A 16,449-nucleotide genomic window follows, 5' to 3' on the forward strand; every position below is an offset into this window, starting at 1 on the left:
GCACGCACATTCACTATCCCGGTAGGTACCGATCGTTGATCGGTACACCCCTCCAAAAACACGGTAGGTACCGACCGTTGGTCGGTACACCCAACACGAGGTTCCCCCATGAACAATCCAGATCGTCGTTTCCACGTCGCTGTCGTCGGTGCCACCGGCGCCGTTGGCGAAACCATGCTGTCCATCCTCGCCGAGCGCGACTTCCCGATCGCCTCGCTGAGCCTGCTCGCGTCCTCGCGCTCGGCCGGCGGTGAGATCGACTACCGCGGCGAAAAGATCAAGGTCCAGGACCTGGCCGACTTCGACCCCAAGGGCGTGGACATCGCGCTGTTCTCCGCCGGTGGCAGCGTGTCCAAGGAGTACGGCCCGAAGTTCGCCGCTGCCGGTGCGGTGGTGATCGACAACTCGTCGGCCTTCCGCTACGACGACGACGTGCCGCTGGTGGTGTCCGAAGTGAACCCGGACGCGCTGAAGAACCGCCCGCGCGGCATCATCGCCAACCCGAACTGCTCCACCATGCAGATGCTGGTGGCGCTGGCGCCGCTGCACCGCCAGTACGGCATCACGCGCATCAACGTGGCCACCTACCAGTCCGTGTCCGGTGGCGGTCGTTCCGCGCTGGAGGAACTGGGCAAGCAGACCGGCCAGCTGCTCAGCTTCCAGCAGATCGACCCGCAGCGCTTCCCGGTGCAGATCGCCTTCAACCTGATCCCGCACATCGACGACTTCCTGGAAAACGGCTTCACCAAGGAAGAAATGAAGCTGGTCTGGGAAACCAAGAAGATCCTGGGCGACGACAGCATCCTGGTGAACCCCACCGCGGTGCGCGTGCCGGTGTTCTACGGTCACTCCGAAGCGGTCACCATCGAAACCCGCGACAAGGTCACCGTGGCGGCCGCGCGCGAACTGCTGTCGCGTTCGCCGGGCGTGGAAGTGGTGGACAAGCATGAAGCCGGCGGCTATCCGACCCCGGTGACGCATGCGTCGGGCAACGATGCGGTGTATGTCGGCCGTATCCGCGAAGATCTCTCGCATCCGAACGGGCTGAACCTGTGGATCGTGTCGGACAACATCCGCAAGGGCGCCGCGCTCAATGCGGTGCAGTTGGCCGAACTGGTCGCCGCCGAAGGCTGATCGTGCAACGTCGGTGGCATGGGGATGCCATCGGCGGCTGCAATTCAACCATCGCCGATCACGGGGGGAGCCGCTATATTGGCCGCCATGAACAACCGGACCCGGGGCGCCCTGCGCCCGCTCAAGTATGTGTCCACACTGCTGCTGGCCCTGGCCAGCAGCTCCGCCATGGCCTTGGGCCTGGGCGATATCCGGGTGCTGTCCAAGCCTGGCCAGCCGCTGCTGGCCGAAATACCGGTGATCTCGGCCGACCCGGCCGAGCTGGAAAACCTGCGGGTGGCGCTGGCCTCACCCGGCACCTTTGCCCGGGTCGGGCTGGAAGCACCGGCAGGCCTGGTCAGTGAACTGCAGTTCGAACTGACCCGCAATGCGCAGGGCAGGGCGGTGGTGCGGGTCAGCACCCAGACCCCCGTCACCACCCCGTCGCTGAATTTCCTGATCGAAGCCGACTGGGGCCAGGGGCGCCTGGTCCGCGAATACTCGGCACTGGTCGATGCACCCAACAGTGCGCTGGCCGTGGCCGAACCGGAGATCGTCGCGCCGGCCGGCGCGATGTCCAACGCCATCGTGCGTGAGCCGGCACCGGCGACCGCGCCTGCGCCCACGGTAGAGGCCAGACCGGCCCGCACGGCCGCGCAGCCGCCACGCACCGCTCCATCGCGCAGCGCAGCGCCGGCACCGGCAAGCGCCGCCGGCGGCGTCACCGTGCAACGTGGCCAGACCCTGTCCCAGATCGCCGCCGCGGTGGCCCGCGAACAGGGCATCAACCGCAACCAGGCGATGGTCGCGCTGCTGCGCGCCAACCCGGAGGCCTTCATCCGCGGCAACGTCAACCTGCTCAAGCAGGGCGCGGTGCTGCGCAGCCCCACCGACACGACCACGCCGATCGACGCCAGTGAAGCGGCCGCGATCGTGCGCGAGCACGCCGCACAATGGCGGCAATCCCGCGCGGCCATCCCGCAGCCGGCCAGCAGCGGCGTTGCCGCCAGCCCGGGCCCGGTCGCCAAGCCGGCAGCAGCGGCGGCGGCAGTGGCCAGTGGCGCGCGCCTGGAGATCGCACCGGCGGTCGCCGCCACCGATAACAATGCAGGCACAACCACCGGCACCGCCGCCGGCAGTGAGGGCGACATGCTGGGCAACGAACAACTGCGTCAGGCCAAGGAAGATGTCGCCACGCGCGACGCCGAGATCCAGGAGCTGCGCAGCCGCGTGGCCGACCTGGAAAAGCTGCAGAAGCAGCAGCAGTCGCTGATCGCGATGAAGGACAGCGACCTGGCCGCCGCGCAGCAGCGCCTGGGCCAGGCCCCGGCCACGCGTGAGGCCGGCGGTAGCGGCTGGTACTGGCTGGGCCTGGTGGTGCTGTTGCTGGTAGTGGGCGGGTGGGCCGTGGCCCGCCGTCGCAAACCGTCGCCGTTGCCGCCGCTGCGCCGCGACGGCCTGGATGCCACCGCGCTGGCCGCCGCCGTGCCTGCCGCCGATTACATCGACGAGCTGGCCGCCCAGCAGGACGATGCGCTGGATGCCCGCCTGGATGAAGCACGCGACCAGGCCAATGAAATACGCGACGAACCCGCCGAACACTACGCCGATGGCCTGCGCCGCGAGCCTGTGTTCACGCTGGAGCCGCGCCCGGGGCACACCGTGGCCGGCAGCGATGCAGTGCACCCCGAAGGCGACGACACCGCGCCGGACGGGGAGCAGGTGCCCCCAGCGACCGCTGCCGTGGATGCGGACACGGACATGGTCGACGTGTACACCCCGCCGGCGCATGCGCTGGAAGCCGCGGCACAGCCGTCGTTCCGCGGCGTCTTCGAGTTTCCCGCCGATGGCGACGCGGTTGCCGTCGGCGCGGAAGAGGCGGCTGACGCCGATGCCGATGCTTCCGCCGAGGCAGGCATCGAAGCCCCATTCGAGGCCACCGACAACAGTGGTCATGTCCTGGCCACCCCTGGCCGCGACCGGCTGGAACTGGCCATCGCCTACCTGGACCTCGGCGACGCCGAAACCGCGCGCACGCTGCTGCAGGAAGTCGCCGTTGCGGCAGACCCGCACAGCCAGGCGCAGGCCCGCGAACTGCTGGCGCGGCTGGGATGACCAGCCCCGTCTCGCCTTCGCCGCGCGAGCGCCGGCTGGATTACGTGGAGTTCGCCTCCACCGACCCGGCCGCCAGCCGCCGCTTCTTCTCGGCGGTGTTCGGCTGGACGTTCGTGGATTACGGCCCGGACTACACCGCCTTCGACGATGGCCGCCTGCAGGGCGGCTTCTTCCGCGGCAGCCCGGCCACCACCGCCGCGGGCGCCGCCTTGCTGGTGATCTACGCCGACGACCTGGCCCCGGTGGCCGAGGCGGTGGCCGCCCAGGGTGGGCAGGTGGTCAAGCCCGTGTTTTCCTTTCCCGGGGGCAGCCGCTTCCAGTTCGTCGAACCCGGCGGCAACGAACTTGCCGTGTGGTCCGAGCGCGATCCGGCCTGATGCCCCGACCGGCCCTGGCCGGTTCTTACCGACTTACAGAGGTTGACCATGCGCTACGCAATGGGCGTGGAATACGATGGCAGTGAATTCAAGGGCTGGCAGCAGCTGGGCGAGAGCGGTCGTCCCAGCGTGCAGGCCAGTCTGCAGCAGGCGCTGTCCTCGGTGGCCGATGCGCCCATCAAGGTGATGTGTGCCGGGCGCACCGATGCCGGCGTGCACGGGCACTGCCAGGTGGTGCATTTCGACACCGACGTCGTCCGCAACCTGCGCGGCTGGACCCTGGGCACGACCACCCGCCTGCCGCCCGCCATCGCGGTGCGCTGGTGCCAGCCGGTGGCCGATGATTTCCATGCGCGCTTCTCCGCCCGCGCCCGGCGCTATCGCTACCGCCTGCTCAACCGCCAGGTGCGCCCGGCGCTGAACCGGCAGAGCCTGAGCTGGGAACGGCGGCCGCTGGATGCCGCGCTGATGCACGCGGCGGCGCAGGCATTGCTGGGCGAAAACGACTTCAGTGCCTTCCGCAGCGTCAATTGCGAGGCCCTGCATGCCCGCCGCGAGCTGCAGGCGATCAGTGTGACCCGCGATGGCGAGGTGCTGGAGGTCTGTGTTCAGGCCAATGCATTCCTTCATCACATGGTGCGCAATATCGTCGGTTCATTGATCCTGGTCGGGTGCGGGGACAAGCCGGTGTCGTGGCTGGGCGAGCTGCTGGCCGGAAAGGACCGCACCGTGGCCGGGCCGACCGCACCGCCGCAGGGTTTGGTGTTCGTTGGACCCCTGTACCCCGACAACTGGCAACTGCCCGCCGAGGTGACTCTATGAGCCGCTCTTTCTATCGCACCCGTATCAAGTTCTGCGGCATGACCCGCGCCGGCGACGTGCGCCTGGCCGGGGAGCTGGGCGTGGATGCCGTCGGCTTCATCTTCGCCCGCGAGAGCAAGCGCCGCGTGGCGCCGGCCGAAGCCCGTGCGATGCGCCAGGCGATCGCGCCGATGGTGGACGTGGTGGCCCTGTTCCGTGACAACAGCAAGGAAGAGGTGCGCGAAGTGCTGCGCACGGTGCGGCCCACCCTGCTGCAGTTCCATGGCGAGGAAGACGAGTCGTTCTGCCGCAGCTTCAACATGCCCTACCTCAAGGCCGTGGCGATGGGGGGCCGCGAGGACGTCAACGCGCGCCAGCTGCAGCTGCGGTACCCCAGCGCCGCCGGCTTCCTGTTCGACAGCCACGCCCCCGGCGGCGGCGGTGGCACCGGCGTGGCCTTCGACTGGACCCGCCTGCCCACCGGCCTGCATCGGCCGTTCCTGCTGGCCGGCGGGATCACCCCGGACAACGTGTTCGACGCGATCGTGGCCACGCTGCCGTGGGGCGTGGACGTATCCAGCGGGATCGAATCCGAGCCGGGCATCAAGGACGGCTACAAGATGCGCAAGTTCGTCGAAGAAGTCCGTCGCGCCGACTGCCACGAGGCCGACTGAGGCCGGTGGTGGGTCCCGACGTTGGTCGGGACATGTAAATCCCGGTAGGTCCCGACCGTGGGTCGGGACACCCCGCGCGATCCGGCCCCGGCCATTGCCGACACCCCCCACCCGTTGCCAGGCAAGGCGCGGCGATGGTGCTATGGGCGCAGCGGCGAATTTCACGTAGCATCGACAGGACATGGCGCGGCCGGCACGGCGTGTAGTCGAGGGAAGCCGGAGCGCTTCCCTCAAAGCGGCGGCCGGGGAAGCGGCTGGCCGCCTTCACAGGGAAGGCATGGAATGAACGAATTCCTCACTGTCGCGTTGAGTTTCCCCACGCTGCCGTACAGCATCGTGCTGGCGTTCGCCGTGCTGTATTGGCTGCTGGCCGCCTTCGGCGTGGTCGATGACGGCATTGCCCATGACGGCATGGACCTGCACCTGGGCGATGACGGCCTGCACGGCATTTCCGGCATCTTCGCGCGCCTGGGCCTGGGCGGCGCCCCGGTGATGCTGGTGATCGCGCTGCTGGCCTTCTTCGGCTGGACCGTCACCTATTTCGTCCACCTGTTCCTGCTGCAGTCCCTGCCCACCCCGGTGCGCTGGGTCGCCGGCAGCGTCACCGCCGTGCTTGCGCTGATTCCCGCCGTGCCGCTCAGCGTGGTGGTACTGCGCCCGATCCGGCGCCTGCTGCTGCGCCTGCGCCCGGTGCCCCAGGCGTCACTGCTGGGCCGCATCGGCGTGGTCGCCTCGCCGCAGGTCACCGCCACCGTGGGCCATGCCAACGTCGACGACGGCGGCGCCGGGCTGATCCTGCAGGTGCGCTCGCACGACGGCAGCGTGCTCGCACGCGGCGACCGCGTGGTCCTGCTCGACTACCTGGCCGACCACAACCATTACCTGGTGGTGCGTGAAAACGCCCACCCCGCGCTTTCCATCCAAGACAGCCTGATTGCGGGCGATAAGGAGATCCATCGATGAGTTTTGCGACCTTGGCCCCGTTCGTGATCGGGGTGGGCATCCTGCTGGTCCTGCTGCTTGGCTTGGCCGGCCTGTTCAAAGCGTTCTACCGCAAGGTGGACCAGGGCGTGGCCCTGATCGTCAATGACATGAGCGCCCAGCCCAAGGTGCACTTCACCGGTGCGCTGATCATCCCGGTGCTGTACCGCGCCGAGCTGATGCGGATCAGCCTGATCACCCTGCAGATCGACCGCCGCGGCAAGGAAGGCCTGATCTGCCGCGACAACATGCGCGCCGACATCGCCGTGGCCTTCTACCTGCGCGTCAACGAAACCCAGGCCGACGTGCTGCGCGTGGCCAAGGCGATCGGTGCCGACCGCGCCTCGGACAAGCACGCCGTGGATGAACTGTTCAACGCCAAGTTCTCCGAAGCGCTGAAGACGGTGGGCAAGAAGTTCGAGTTCACCGAACTGTTCGAAAAGCGCCAGGAGTTCCGCGACGAGATCATTGCCGTGATCGGCAACGACCTGAACGGCTATGCGCTGGAAGACGTCGCCATCGACTACCTGGAGCAGACCCCCAAGCTGCTGCTGGACCAGAACAACATCCTCGATGCCCAGGGCATCCGCAAGATCACCGAGCTGACCGCCACCCACAACGTGGTCACCAACGAGCTGGAACAGAACGAAAAGCTGGCCATCACCAAGAAGAACGTCGAAGCGCGTGAAGCGCTGCTGGCGCTGGAACGCCAGCAGGCCGAAGCCGAAGCCCGCCAGAAGCGCGAGATTGAAACCATCCGCGCGCGTGAGGAAGCCGAGACCGCCAAGGTCCAGGAAGAGCAGCGCCAGCTGTCCGAGCAGGCGCGCATCGAAGCGCAGGAAGTCATCGACATCCGCGAACAGAACCGCATGCGCGAAGTGGAAGTGGCCGAGCAGAACCGCCAGCGTGCGGTGGCCATCGAATCCGAGCGCGTCGAGCGCGCGCGCCAGCTGGAGCAGGTCACCACCCAGCGCGAAGTGCAGCTGCAGGGCGTGGAGCGCGACAAGGTGGTCGAGTCCGGCAAGATGGACGTGGCCAACATCACCCGCGAGCGCATCGCCATCGACAAGACCGTGGCCCAGGAAGAAGAGCGCATCAAGGAAGTACGTGAGGTGTCCGAAGCCGATCGCCAGAAGCAGGTGCTGATCCTGGAAGCCGAAGGCAAGGCGCAGGAACTGCTGGTGCGCCAGGTCAAGGAAGCACAGGCGGCCGAAACCTCGGCCAAGCACCGCGCCGTGGAAATCACCACCCTGGCCCAGGCTCAGCACGAGGCGGCCGGCAAGCAGGCCGACGCCAAGCGCCTGCTGGCCGACGGTGCCCGTGCCGAACAGGCCGCCCCCGGCCTGGCCGAGGCGCAGGTGCGCGAAGCCTCGGCGCTGGCCATCGAGAAGGTCGGCATCGCCGAGGCCCGCGTAATTGAAGCCAAGGCCGAAGCCAACCTCAAGCAGGGCACCAACGAGGCCCGCGTGCTGGCCGAGAACCTGCAGGCCCAGGCCCACGGTGAAGAACAGATGGGCCGTGCCCGCGCCACCGCGACCGAGTCCATCGGCGGCGCCGAAGCCGGCGTGGTGCAGAAGAAGCTGCTGGCCGAGGCGGAAGGCCTGGTGCGCAAGTTCGAGGCGATCGGCTCGCTCAGCGACACCGCGCGCGGCCACGAAGAGTTCCGCATGATGCTCGACAACAGCCTCAAGCAGGCGCTGGCCTCGATCGATGCCGGCAAGGAAGTCTCGCGCGAGAACGCCGGCGTCATCGCCAGCGCGCTGCGCAACGCCGACATCGACCTGGTGGGCGGCGACGGCGGCATGTTCGAGAACCTGATCAAGGCCGTGTCGCTGGGCAAGTCCATCGAAGGCCTGGCCGACAAGAGCCCGATCGTGCAGGAGCTGATGCAGCGCTACCTGGGCGTGGGCCCGCGCGAATCCGCGCCGCGCCAGATCAGCGAAGACGCCGTTGAGGCGGTGCCCAGCGTGACCGCCACCGTGGTCGAAACCCGCTGAGCCCCACTGCCGGCGCGCCACCTTGGGGTGGCGTGTCCGGCACCCCGGCGGTGGCCGTGACGCCACCGCCACGCCGTTCCCGGCCGGCTCGCCCGGCCGGTTGTCCGTGAGCCGGAAGGAAGCCGATGTCCGATACCGCCAACCGTCCCGAGCCGTCCGCGCCGGAAGCCACCGCCAGCGTCGACCAGGCCGTTGCCCAGGGCGGCGCCTATGAAGTGCTGCGCCGCCGCCTGGCCGAGCAGGGCAGCCGCCTGCGCAGCGTCGCCGATGCCCTCAACACGCAGCGCCTGGCCGAGTTCGGCGACAGCCGGCTGGAAGTCACCGGCCGCTTCCGCATCCGCAGCGAAAACAACTGCGTCGGCCGCGACATCGTCCAGGTCGGGCCGGACCTGCTGCTGTTCGGCTACAACGTCTACATCGGGCTCAAGACCCAGACCCGCGTCGAAGACGTGTTCGGGTTGTACCGGCTGGTGCAGGCCAACGACGGCTACGACGTGGTGCCGGTGGACGCCAAGGGCAGCTTCCTGGCCCAGCCGGCGTTCGTGCACGACTTCGGCGAGCTCTACGCCTATTACAAGCATGCGCGCCTGCTGCAGCTGATCGTGGTCGGCGACAAGCTGCTGGCCTCCTTCCAGATCGGCGAGCGCAGCAGCGACGTGCGCGTGTTCCGCTGGGCGCTGGCCCGCGACGGCGCACTGACCTACCTGGACGCCCGTGGCGAGCGCGACATCGCATTGCCGCCGCCGTTCGATTTCGAGTGGACCCGCGCCACGCGCGACATGGCCGTCACCGGCCGCCATGCGCACCTGAACATCCTCGACAGCCTGTTCGTGGAAACCACCGGTGGCGATCTGACCATCAAGGTCGAGAACAACACCGAGAGCGGGCAGGGCGTCTACAGCGAACCGGTCGAAGACAGCACGCAGTCGCTGGACGACGCGCAGTTCGACTTTGCCCGGGTGGGCTCGCTGATCCTGCTCAAGGTGCTGCCATACCGCGAAACGGTGTGGCGCGGCCTGATCTACAACACGCTCACCGGCAACATCACCCGCAACGATGCGATCGTGCAGGCCTGCGTGCAGCTGCCCGAAGACCACGGCATCATCTTCCCGGGCGGCTATTACCTGCAGAGCGGCGAGCACAAGGCGTTCGACGCGGCGATGGACGGCATGCAGTTCAAGCGCGCCATCCGCTCGCCCAATGGCGAGGACGTGCTCTACATTTTCTACGAGCGCGAAGGCGGGCGTTCGGCGCTGTTTGTCTACAACACCATCCAGCGCGTGCTGCAGAACCCGGTGTTCGGCCACGGCTACGCCTTCATGCACGACGGGCGCATGGTGCTGTTCCATGCCGAAGGCAGCGAGCCCACCCGCATCCATGCCATGCAGGTGTGGCAAACGCCGTTCAGCAGTGACGAATTCGCCGCCAGCCGGCCGCCCGGCAACACCTTCATGGGCCGCATCGGCAATGCCGAGCTGGTGCGCGGCATCTCCAACCTGTTCGACCTGGCCCGCACCATCGAAGGCGATGACGTGTCGGTGCAGCGCTACCAGCGCCTGGTGCAGGACACCCGCCGCCTGTTCGACGCCCACCATTGGCTGGACGACGACCAATGCGGCGGTGCGGTCAGCCTGCTGCGCGAGGTCAGCAGCACCGGCGAGTCGGTGCTGGACGAATACGAGAAGGTGCAGTCGATCCGCGCGCAGTCCGCGCAGGCCATGGCCCAGGCGCAGAGCACGCAGAAAGCCCTGTTGGCCCGCCTGCAGCCGGAGAACTGGAAAGAGGTGCAGTCCTTCGTCGAGGCGCTCAATGCGATCTCGGCGCAGCGTGGGCACCTGCTCACCATCCGCGATTACCGCTACATCGACACCGACCTGATCGATGCGATGACCGCCGCGCTGCAGCAGGCGCATGAGGCCATCGGCGCGGCCACCGGCGCGTTCCTGGCCGGCGATGCCGCGCTGGCGCCGCTGGGCGAGCGCCTGCAGGCGCTGGACGAGGCGGCCCAGCAGGCCGAAAGCGCGCGCGTGCTGGACGAACAGCTTGCCGGCCTGCGCGCCATGTCGGCCGACCTGGACATGCTGTCGGAGCTGATGGCCGGGCTGAAGGTTGACGACGCCACCGCGCGCACCCGCGTGGTCGAAGCGATCTCGGCCATCTACGCGCGCCTCAACCAGACCCGCGCACGCGCCGAACAGCGCCGCCGCAACCTGGGTTCGGCCGAAGCGGTGGCGCAGTTCGCCGCGCAGTTCGCGCTGTTCTCGCAGGCCATCACCAGCGCGCTGGCGATGGCCACCGATCCCGAACGCGCCGACGAACAGATGTCGCGGCTGCTGGTGCAGCTGGAGGAACTGGAAAGTCAGTTCGGCGAACACGAGCAGTTCCTGGGCGACATCCTGGCCAAGCGCGAAGAGCTGATCGATGCCTTCGAGGCCCACAAGCAGGCGCTGCTGGACGAGCGCCAGCGCAAGGCGCGCTCGGTGCTGGACGCGGCCACCCGTATCCTCGACGGCCTGGCCAAGCGCACCGAGCGCTTCGCCACCGCCGACGAGCTCAACGCCTTCTTCGCCGGCGACCCGCTGATCCTCAAGCTGCGCGAACTGGCCGAGCGCCTGCGCGGCCTGCGCGACAGCGTCAAGGCCGACGACATCGAATCGCGCCTGAAAGGCGTGCGCGACCAGGCGGTACGTGCACTGCGCGACCGCAGCGACCTGTTCGAGGCCGGTGGCAACATCGTGCGCCTGGGCCCGCGGCACCGCTTCAGCGTGAACACACAGGCGCTGGACCTGACCATCCTGCCGCGCGGCGACGCGTTGGCCATCCACCTCACCGGCACCGATTTCCTGGAGCCGCTGCACGATCCCGAACTGGCCGAGCTCAAGCCGTACTGGCAGCTCAGCCTCGATTCGGAATCGGACACGCTGTACCGCGGCGAATACCTGGCCGGCAGCGTGCTGCGCGCGGCCATGGACAACCGCGAGGGGCTCGACCTGGCCGGGTTGCAGCACAACGCGGCCGAGCCGGACGCACTGGACCGCAGCGTGCGTGATTTCGCCGCGCCGCGTTACCGCGAGGGCTACGAGCGCGGTATCCATGACCACGACGCCACCGTGATCCTGCGCGCGCTGCTGCCGCTGCAGCAGGCGGCCGGCACCCTGCTGCACGCGCCGCGCGTGCGCGCGCTGGCCATGCTGTTCTGGGCCGCACGGCAACGCCGCGAAGACGTGGCGCAGTGGCCGGCACGCCAGGCCGGCGCCGATGCGATCGCGCGCCTGTTCGGGTCCGATGAAGGCCGCCAGGCCCTGCGCACGGAGATGGCGCTGGCCGTGGCCGCGTTCAATGACGAACACGCGCTGCCGTTCACGGCGGCCGATCACCTGGCCGCTGCGGCCTACCTCGCCGACGAGCTGTCGGCGGGCGAGCCGGTGTTCACCAGCAGCCGCTATGCGCTGGCCTTGCTGGAGGCACTGGGCCAGCAGCTGCAGGCGGCCGGCCAGCGCGAGGCGCTGGAACGCGCCCTGCAGCGCGAGCAGGACGGCTTGGGCACGCGCTGGGCGCTGGCCGGGCAGTGGCTGCGCGCCCTGTGCCGCACCCCCGCGTTCACCGACCACGCCGGCTATGCCGACGAGGCGGCCGCACTGCTGCTGGTGCAGCGCGCGCTGCGCACCCGTGCCAGCGACGTCGCGCTGCTGGTCAGCGTGGATGGCCTGCTGGGCGAACACCCACGCATCGTGCAGGGCCACATGACCCTGTCGCTGGATGATTTCCTGGCGCGCCTGCAGCACCACACCGGCGTGTTCGTGCCTGCGTTCCATGCCTACCAGGCGGTGCGCCAGCGCATCGTCACGCGCGAACGCGACACCCTGCGCCTGTCCGAGTTCAAGGCGCGGCCGCTGTCTTCGTTCGTGCGCAACAAGCTGATCAACGACGTCTACCTCGGCGTGATCGGCGACAACCTGGCCAAGCAGATGGGCACGGTGGGCGAGAACAAGCGCAGCGACCTGATGGGCCTGCTGATGATGATTTCGCCGCCCGGCTACGGCAAAACCACGCTGATGGAATACGTGGCGCACCGCCTCGGCCTGGTCTTCATGAAGATCAACGGCCCGGCGCTGGGCCACGAGGTGCGCTCGCTGGACCCGGCCCAGGCGCCGGACGCCACCTCGCGGCAGGAGCTGGAAAAGCTCAACCTGGCGCTGGAGATGGGCAACAACACCATGCTGTATGTCGACGACATCCAGCACACCCACCCGGAATTCCTGCAGAAGTTCATCTCCCTGTGCGACGGCACGCGGCGCATCGAAGGCGTGTGGCGCGGGCGCACCCGCACCTACGACATGCGCGGCAAGAAGTTCTGCGTGGTGATGGCCGGCAACCCGTATACCGAGTCCGGCGAGGTGTTCAAGATTCCGGACATGCTGGCCAACCGCGCCGACATCTACAACCTGGGTGACGTGCTGGGCGGCATGGAAGATGCCTTCACCCTGAGCTACATCGAAAACAGCCTGACCTCCAATCCGGTGCTGGCGCCGCTGGCCACGCGCGACATGGCCGACCTGTACCTGCTGGTGGAGCGGGCGATGGGCAAGGAGGTGTCCACCAACGCGCTCAGCCATGCCTACAGCGGCGCGGAGGTCAACGAGATCGTCGCCACCCTGCAGCGCATGCTGCGCGTGCGTGACGTGGTCTACCGGGTCAACCAGCAGTACATCGCCAGTGCCGCGCAGGACGACCGCTACCGCACCGAACCGGCGTTCCGGCTGCAGGGCAGCTACCGCAACATGAACAAGCTGTCGGAGAAGATCTCGCCGGTGATGAACGACGCCGAGCTGCAGCAGCTGGTGTCCGACCATTACCTGGGCGAGGCCCAGCTGCTCACCACCGGGGCCGAGGAAAACCTGCTCAAGCTGGCCGAACTGCGTGGCCTGCTGCAGGGCGCCGAACTGGAGCGCTGGCAGCAGATCAAGCGCGACTTCCTGCGCAACAAGGCCATGGGCGCCGACGACGCCGATGTGGGCGGCCGCGTGGTGGCGCAGCTGGCCGACATCGCCAGCGCGTTGCAGCTGCCGCCGCCTGCTGCGGTGGCCGAGGTCGAACCCGCGCCGTGGCCGGCGTTGCTGTCGGCGCTGGAGCGGCTGTCGGCCGCACGCGCCGAGCCGGTACCGGTTGCCGCCACCCCCGCCGCGCCGGAGGCGCTGCCGTTGGCCGAACCGCTGGCCAGTGGCTTGCAGGCCGGGCTGGCCCCGCTGCTGCAACTACTGGGCGATTCGCATCAGCAACAGGTACGCACCGGCGAAACGTTGGCCTTGTTGGCCGGCTGGGTGCGCCAGCAGATGGAGAGCGGTCCCGCCCCGCGCGTCGGTGCCCGGCCGAAGCGCGCCTCAACGCCCGAGGAACGCGCCCTGGATGAGGCGTTGATGCGCCACTTCTACGGCGAATCGAGCCTGCCGCCGCGGTGGGAACGCGACGGCGGTGATGCGCCTGCATGACCGCGCCGTCGCTGTCTGCGCTGCCTGCGCCGCCGGCCACCATCGGCGCGGACGCTGCGGTGCTGTCGCGCTATGGCGAGGTACTGCTGCAGGCGTTGATGTCGCACCAGCCGGGGGCCGTTGCATACGACGACGACCCGCGGAGTGGTCTGGTCGAGGCGCTGTCGCGGCTTGCGCTGGCGCTGCAGGCAGACAATCCGGCCACGTTGCGCCGCCAGACCAGCTGGTGGGGGCGGCTGCTGGGGCGTGACGTAGAGCGCCAGGCCGATGCCGACGCGCTGCAGGCACAGTGCGGCGTCCTGCTGCTCAAGGCGCAGGCGCACGCCCGCCTGCTGGGCGCCGTGGTCGAGGCCAGCACGCACGCGGCCGCGGTGGATATGCACGGCGCGCAGGCGCTGGAACAGTGGGCCGACGCAGGAACGGCGTTGGGTGCCGGGTTGCCCACCGATGCGCAGGGCATGTTGCAGCAGCGCGTGACGCACCTGCGGACGCTGGCCTCGCTCAAGCGCGTGCAGGCCGGCCAGACGCAGCTGCTGCAGGCACAGGACACCGCCCTGCTGGACCACGTCCAGCGCATCGCCGCGGTACTGATGCCGGCGTGGCAGCAGGCCGTGCGCGCCACCAGCACCCAATCGCATGCGCGGCAGAATGACCACGCGGCGCAGCTGCTGGGCCAGATCCGCGCCGAGGTCGCCGCGGCGCAGGCTAGACTTCCCTGAGTACACTGACCCGTGCCGGCGCTCCGGCCGCCCTTCAGAATGGAGATGCACCGATGACCCAGGATTCCCAGCCGAACGCCTCCCTCCCGGTGGAGGTCAGCGTGGATGTCATCGATGACAGCGCATTGCAGGCGCTGGGCCTGGGGCGGGAGGACCTGCCGAAGATCGCCGAGATCGGGCGCGGCCTGGACGACATCCGGCCGGGCAACCTGCAGGTGTTCGGGCGCGACGCGGCGGCCAAGACGGCGGCGTTTTCCAGCCAGCTGCTCGACCAGGTACGCAACCGCGACCTCGACGCCAGCGGCGACAAGCTGGGCGAGGTGGTGCGCATTGCGCGCTCGCTGAAACTCGACGGGCTGGCCGAACGCTCGAAGGTGCCGGTCATCGGTGGGTTGATCGACAAGCTGCGCGCCTCCAAGGGCGAGCTGGTGCAGAAATTCAGCGACACCAACCGTCAGATCGAACAGCTGATGGGCGACGTGGGCAGCCAGCAGGCGCTGATGGGCCAGCGCGTGGTCGAGTTCGACCGCATGCACGACATCGTCCGCGAAGAACGCCACGGCCTGGGCCTGCACATCGCCGCCGGCAAGCGCCGGATCGCCTCGCTGCGCAGCGAACAGCTGGCCGGGCAGGGCCAGGACGATCCGCAGCAGCGCATCCGCCAGGGCGAGCTGGACAACGCGATCCGGCTGCTCGACAAGCGCGTGGGCGATCTGGTGGTGATGCAGCACGCGGCCGACCAGTCATTGCCGATGATCCGGCTGATCCAGGCCAACGCGATCCTGTTGATCGAGAAGTTCAACACGGTCCGCGACATCACGATCCCGTCGTGGAAGCGCCAGTTCGCGATCCAGTTGTCGCTCAACGAGCAGAAGAACGCGGTGGAGCTGTCCAACGCGATCGACGATGCCACCAACGAGATGATGCGGCGCAACGCCGACCTGCTGCGCCAGACCACCGTGGAGACGGCCAAGGCCAACCAGCGCGCGGTGATCGATGTGGCCACGCTGCGCCACGTGCACGAGCAGTTGATCGCCACGGTGGAAGAAGTGCGCACCATCCACCGCGAAGGCATGCAGCAGCGCCAGCAGGCCGAAGTGGAACTGGCGCGCCTGCGCGACGACGTGCAGCAGCGCCTGGCAGCGCCGACCGCCGTCTGACCGACGCGCCCCCCGGCAGCGTTCCCACCAACGGTGGGGACCTACACCCCCGCCAACTGCTGCTGCAACCACCCGGCCAGCACCTCCACCCGTGCATCCACCGCCCCGTCGGGCGTGGCCAGTACCCAGAACCCGCCGGTGGCGCCAAATCCCCACGGCGCCAACAGGCGGCCGGCGGCCAGCTCGTCGGCGACCAGCGGCTCGGGCGCGATCGCCACGCCCAGCCCGGCCACCGCCGCCTCCAGCAGGTAGTACAGGTGCTCGAACCCGCTGCCCAGCTGCAGCTGCGCCGGGTCCAGCCCATGCGCCAGCGCCCACGCCGGCCACGCCTGCGGGCGGGAGGCGGTATGCAGCAAGGCTTCGCCGAGCAGGGCAGTCGGCGGCTGTTGGCGCAACCGCGCCGCCGCCGGGTGCTGCGGGCTCACCACCACGCCCACCCGTTCCGGCGCCAGTTCGCGCACCTGCCAGCCGCGTGGCCACGGCGGCTGCGCCAGCAGCAGCACCGCGTCCAGGCCGCGCTGGGCGTCGGTGAAGCTGCCGTCCTGGGCCGACCAATGCAACGCCAGCTGCGGCAGGTCGCGCTGCAGCGCGGGCAGGTGCGGAATCATCCAGCGCGCCAGGATGCTGCCGCTGCAACCCAATACCAGCGCATCCGGCCGCTGCTGGCGTTTGAGCGCGCCCACCGCCTCGCGGATCTGCCCGAACGCACCCTCACAGGCGCTCTGCAGCTCGGCGCCGGCCCGGGTCAGGCGCAGCCCGCGCCCGTCGCGTTCGAACAGGGCCACGCCCAGGTGGTCCTCCAGCACCCGCAACTGGCGGCTGATCGCGCCATGGGTGACATGCAGGGCCTCCGCCGCCCGGCCCACCCCGCCCAGGCGGGCGGCGGCCTCGAAACTGCGCAGGGCGTTGAGCGGCGGCAGGGGAAGGTCGCTCATGTGAGTTTTCCTGACGGGTTGTCGCAGATATTATCGATATTCCTGTCATGACATGTGCGTTAAATTGGCACCCTGTCTCCACCGGTTG

The 16,449-nt window shown here is 68.9% G+C and carries 11 protein-coding genes; 10 read left to right on the forward strand and 1 reads right to left on the reverse strand.

What is annotated here, in order from left to right:
• The first annotated feature begins 108 nt into the window (after positions 1-108).
• The 10 genes from DX03_RS06055 to DX03_RS06100 all read left to right on the forward strand — a co-directional run bounded on the left by DX03_RS06055 (position 109) and on the right by DX03_RS06100 (position 15,426).
• On the forward strand, positions 109-1,134 hold the full coding sequence (locus DX03_RS06055) for an aspartate-semialdehyde dehydrogenase (RefSeq protein ID WP_038687198.1): 1,026 nt from the start codon (positions 109-111) through the stop codon (positions 1,132-1,134).
• Positions 1,135-1,221: 87 nt separating this feature from the next.
• Complete coding sequence (locus tag DX03_RS06060) at positions 1,222-3,228, forward strand: motility hub landmark protein FimV (protein WP_038691960.1); 2,007 nt, start codon at positions 1,222-1,224, stop codon at positions 3,226-3,228.
• Positions 3,225-3,605, forward strand: coding sequence for a VOC family protein (locus tag DX03_RS06065; protein ID WP_038687199.1), 381 nt, complete (start codon positions 3,225-3,227; stop codon positions 3,603-3,605). The genes DX03_RS06060 and DX03_RS06065 overlap by 4 nt, the downstream gene beginning before the upstream one ends.
• Before the next feature lie 48 nt (positions 3,606-3,653).
• Positions 3,654-4,427 carry a tRNA pseudouridine(38-40) synthase TruA gene (gene truA / locus DX03_RS06070; protein WP_038687201.1) on the forward strand — a complete coding sequence of 258 codons (774 nt, stop codon included), beginning with the start codon at positions 3,654-3,656 and terminating at the stop codon, positions 4,425-4,427.
• On the forward strand, positions 4,424-5,080 hold the full coding sequence (locus DX03_RS06075; protein WP_038687203.1) for a phosphoribosylanthranilate isomerase: 657 nt from the start codon (positions 4,424-4,426) through the stop codon (positions 5,078-5,080). The genes truA and DX03_RS06075 overlap by 4 nt, the downstream gene beginning before the upstream one ends.
• 282 nt (positions 5,081-5,362) lie before the next feature.
• Positions 5,363-6,043: a hypothetical protein gene (locus DX03_RS06080; protein ID WP_038687206.1), complete on the forward strand. Its 681-nt coding sequence runs from the start codon at positions 5,363-5,365 to the stop codon at positions 6,041-6,043.
• On the forward strand, positions 6,040-8,058 hold the full coding sequence (locus tag DX03_RS06085) for a flotillin family protein (protein WP_038687208.1): 2,019 nt from the start codon (positions 6,040-6,042) through the stop codon (positions 8,056-8,058). Before DX03_RS06080 ends, DX03_RS06085 begins: the two co-directional genes overlap by 4 nt.
• A gap of 125 nt (positions 8,059-8,183) precedes the next feature.
• Positions 8,184-13,547 (forward strand): DNA repair ATPase, encoded by a 5,364-nt coding sequence (locus DX03_RS06090; protein ID WP_038687210.1) that lies wholly within the window; start codon positions 8,184-8,186, stop codon positions 13,545-13,547.
• Complete coding sequence (locus DX03_RS06095; protein WP_038687212.1) at positions 13,544-14,266, forward strand: hypothetical protein; 723 nt, start codon at positions 13,544-13,546, stop codon at positions 14,264-14,266. The genes DX03_RS06090 and DX03_RS06095 overlap by 4 nt, the downstream gene beginning before the upstream one ends.
• A 53-nt stretch (positions 14,267-14,319) precedes the next feature.
• Complete coding sequence (locus DX03_RS06100) at positions 14,320-15,426, forward strand: toxic anion resistance protein (protein WP_038687214.1); 1,107 nt, start codon at positions 14,320-14,322, stop codon at positions 15,424-15,426.
• 41 nt (positions 15,427-15,467) lie between these two features.
• Here DX03_RS06100 and DX03_RS06105 read toward each other — a convergent pair whose 3' ends face one another.
• Positions 15,468-16,361 (reverse strand): LysR family transcriptional regulator, encoded by an 894-nt coding sequence (locus tag DX03_RS06105; protein WP_038687216.1) that lies wholly within the window; start codon positions 16,359-16,361, stop codon positions 15,468-15,470.
• Positions 16,362-16,449 lie beyond the last annotated feature (88 nt).

The organism is Stenotrophomonas rhizophila (assembly GCF_000661955.1).
Classification (GTDB): Bacteria; Pseudomonadota; Gammaproteobacteria; order Xanthomonadales; family Xanthomonadaceae; genus Stenotrophomonas; species Stenotrophomonas rhizophila.

Excerpts from the sequence above, each read along its gene's own strand:
- DX03_RS06055 (WP_038687198.1), top strand. The coding sequence starts at position 109 with ATGAACAATCCAGATCGTCGTTTCCACGTCGCTGTCGTCGGTGCCACC.
- DX03_RS06060 (WP_038691960.1), top strand. The coding sequence starts at position 1,222 with ATGAACAACCGGACCCGGGGCGCCCTGCGCCCGCTCAAGTATGTGTCC.
- DX03_RS06065 (WP_038687199.1), top strand. The coding sequence starts at position 3,225 with ATGACCAGCCCCGTCTCGCCTTCGCCGCGCGAGCGCCGGCTGGATTAC.
- truA (WP_038687201.1), top strand. The coding sequence starts at position 3,654 with ATGCGCTACGCAATGGGCGTGGAATACGATGGCAGTGAATTCAAGGGC.
- DX03_RS06075 (WP_038687203.1), top strand. The coding sequence starts at position 4,424 with ATGAGCCGCTCTTTCTATCGCACCCGTATCAAGTTCTGCGGCATGACC.
- DX03_RS06080 (WP_038687206.1), top strand. The coding sequence starts at position 5,363 with ATGAACGAATTCCTCACTGTCGCGTTGAGTTTCCCCACGCTGCCGTAC.
- DX03_RS06085 (WP_038687208.1), top strand. The coding sequence starts at position 6,040 with ATGAGTTTTGCGACCTTGGCCCCGTTCGTGATCGGGGTGGGCATCCTG.
- DX03_RS06090 (WP_038687210.1), top strand. The coding sequence starts at position 8,184 with ATGTCCGATACCGCCAACCGTCCCGAGCCGTCCGCGCCGGAAGCCACC.
- DX03_RS06095 (WP_038687212.1), top strand. The coding sequence starts at position 13,544 with ATGACCGCGCCGTCGCTGTCTGCGCTGCCTGCGCCGCCGGCCACCATC.
- DX03_RS06100 (WP_038687214.1), top strand. The coding sequence starts at position 14,320 with ATGACCCAGGATTCCCAGCCGAACGCCTCCCTCCCGGTGGAGGTCAGC.
- DX03_RS06105 (WP_038687216.1), bottom strand. The coding sequence starts at position 16,361 with ATGAGCGACCTTCCCCTGCCGCCGCTCAACGCCCTGCGCAGTTTCGAG.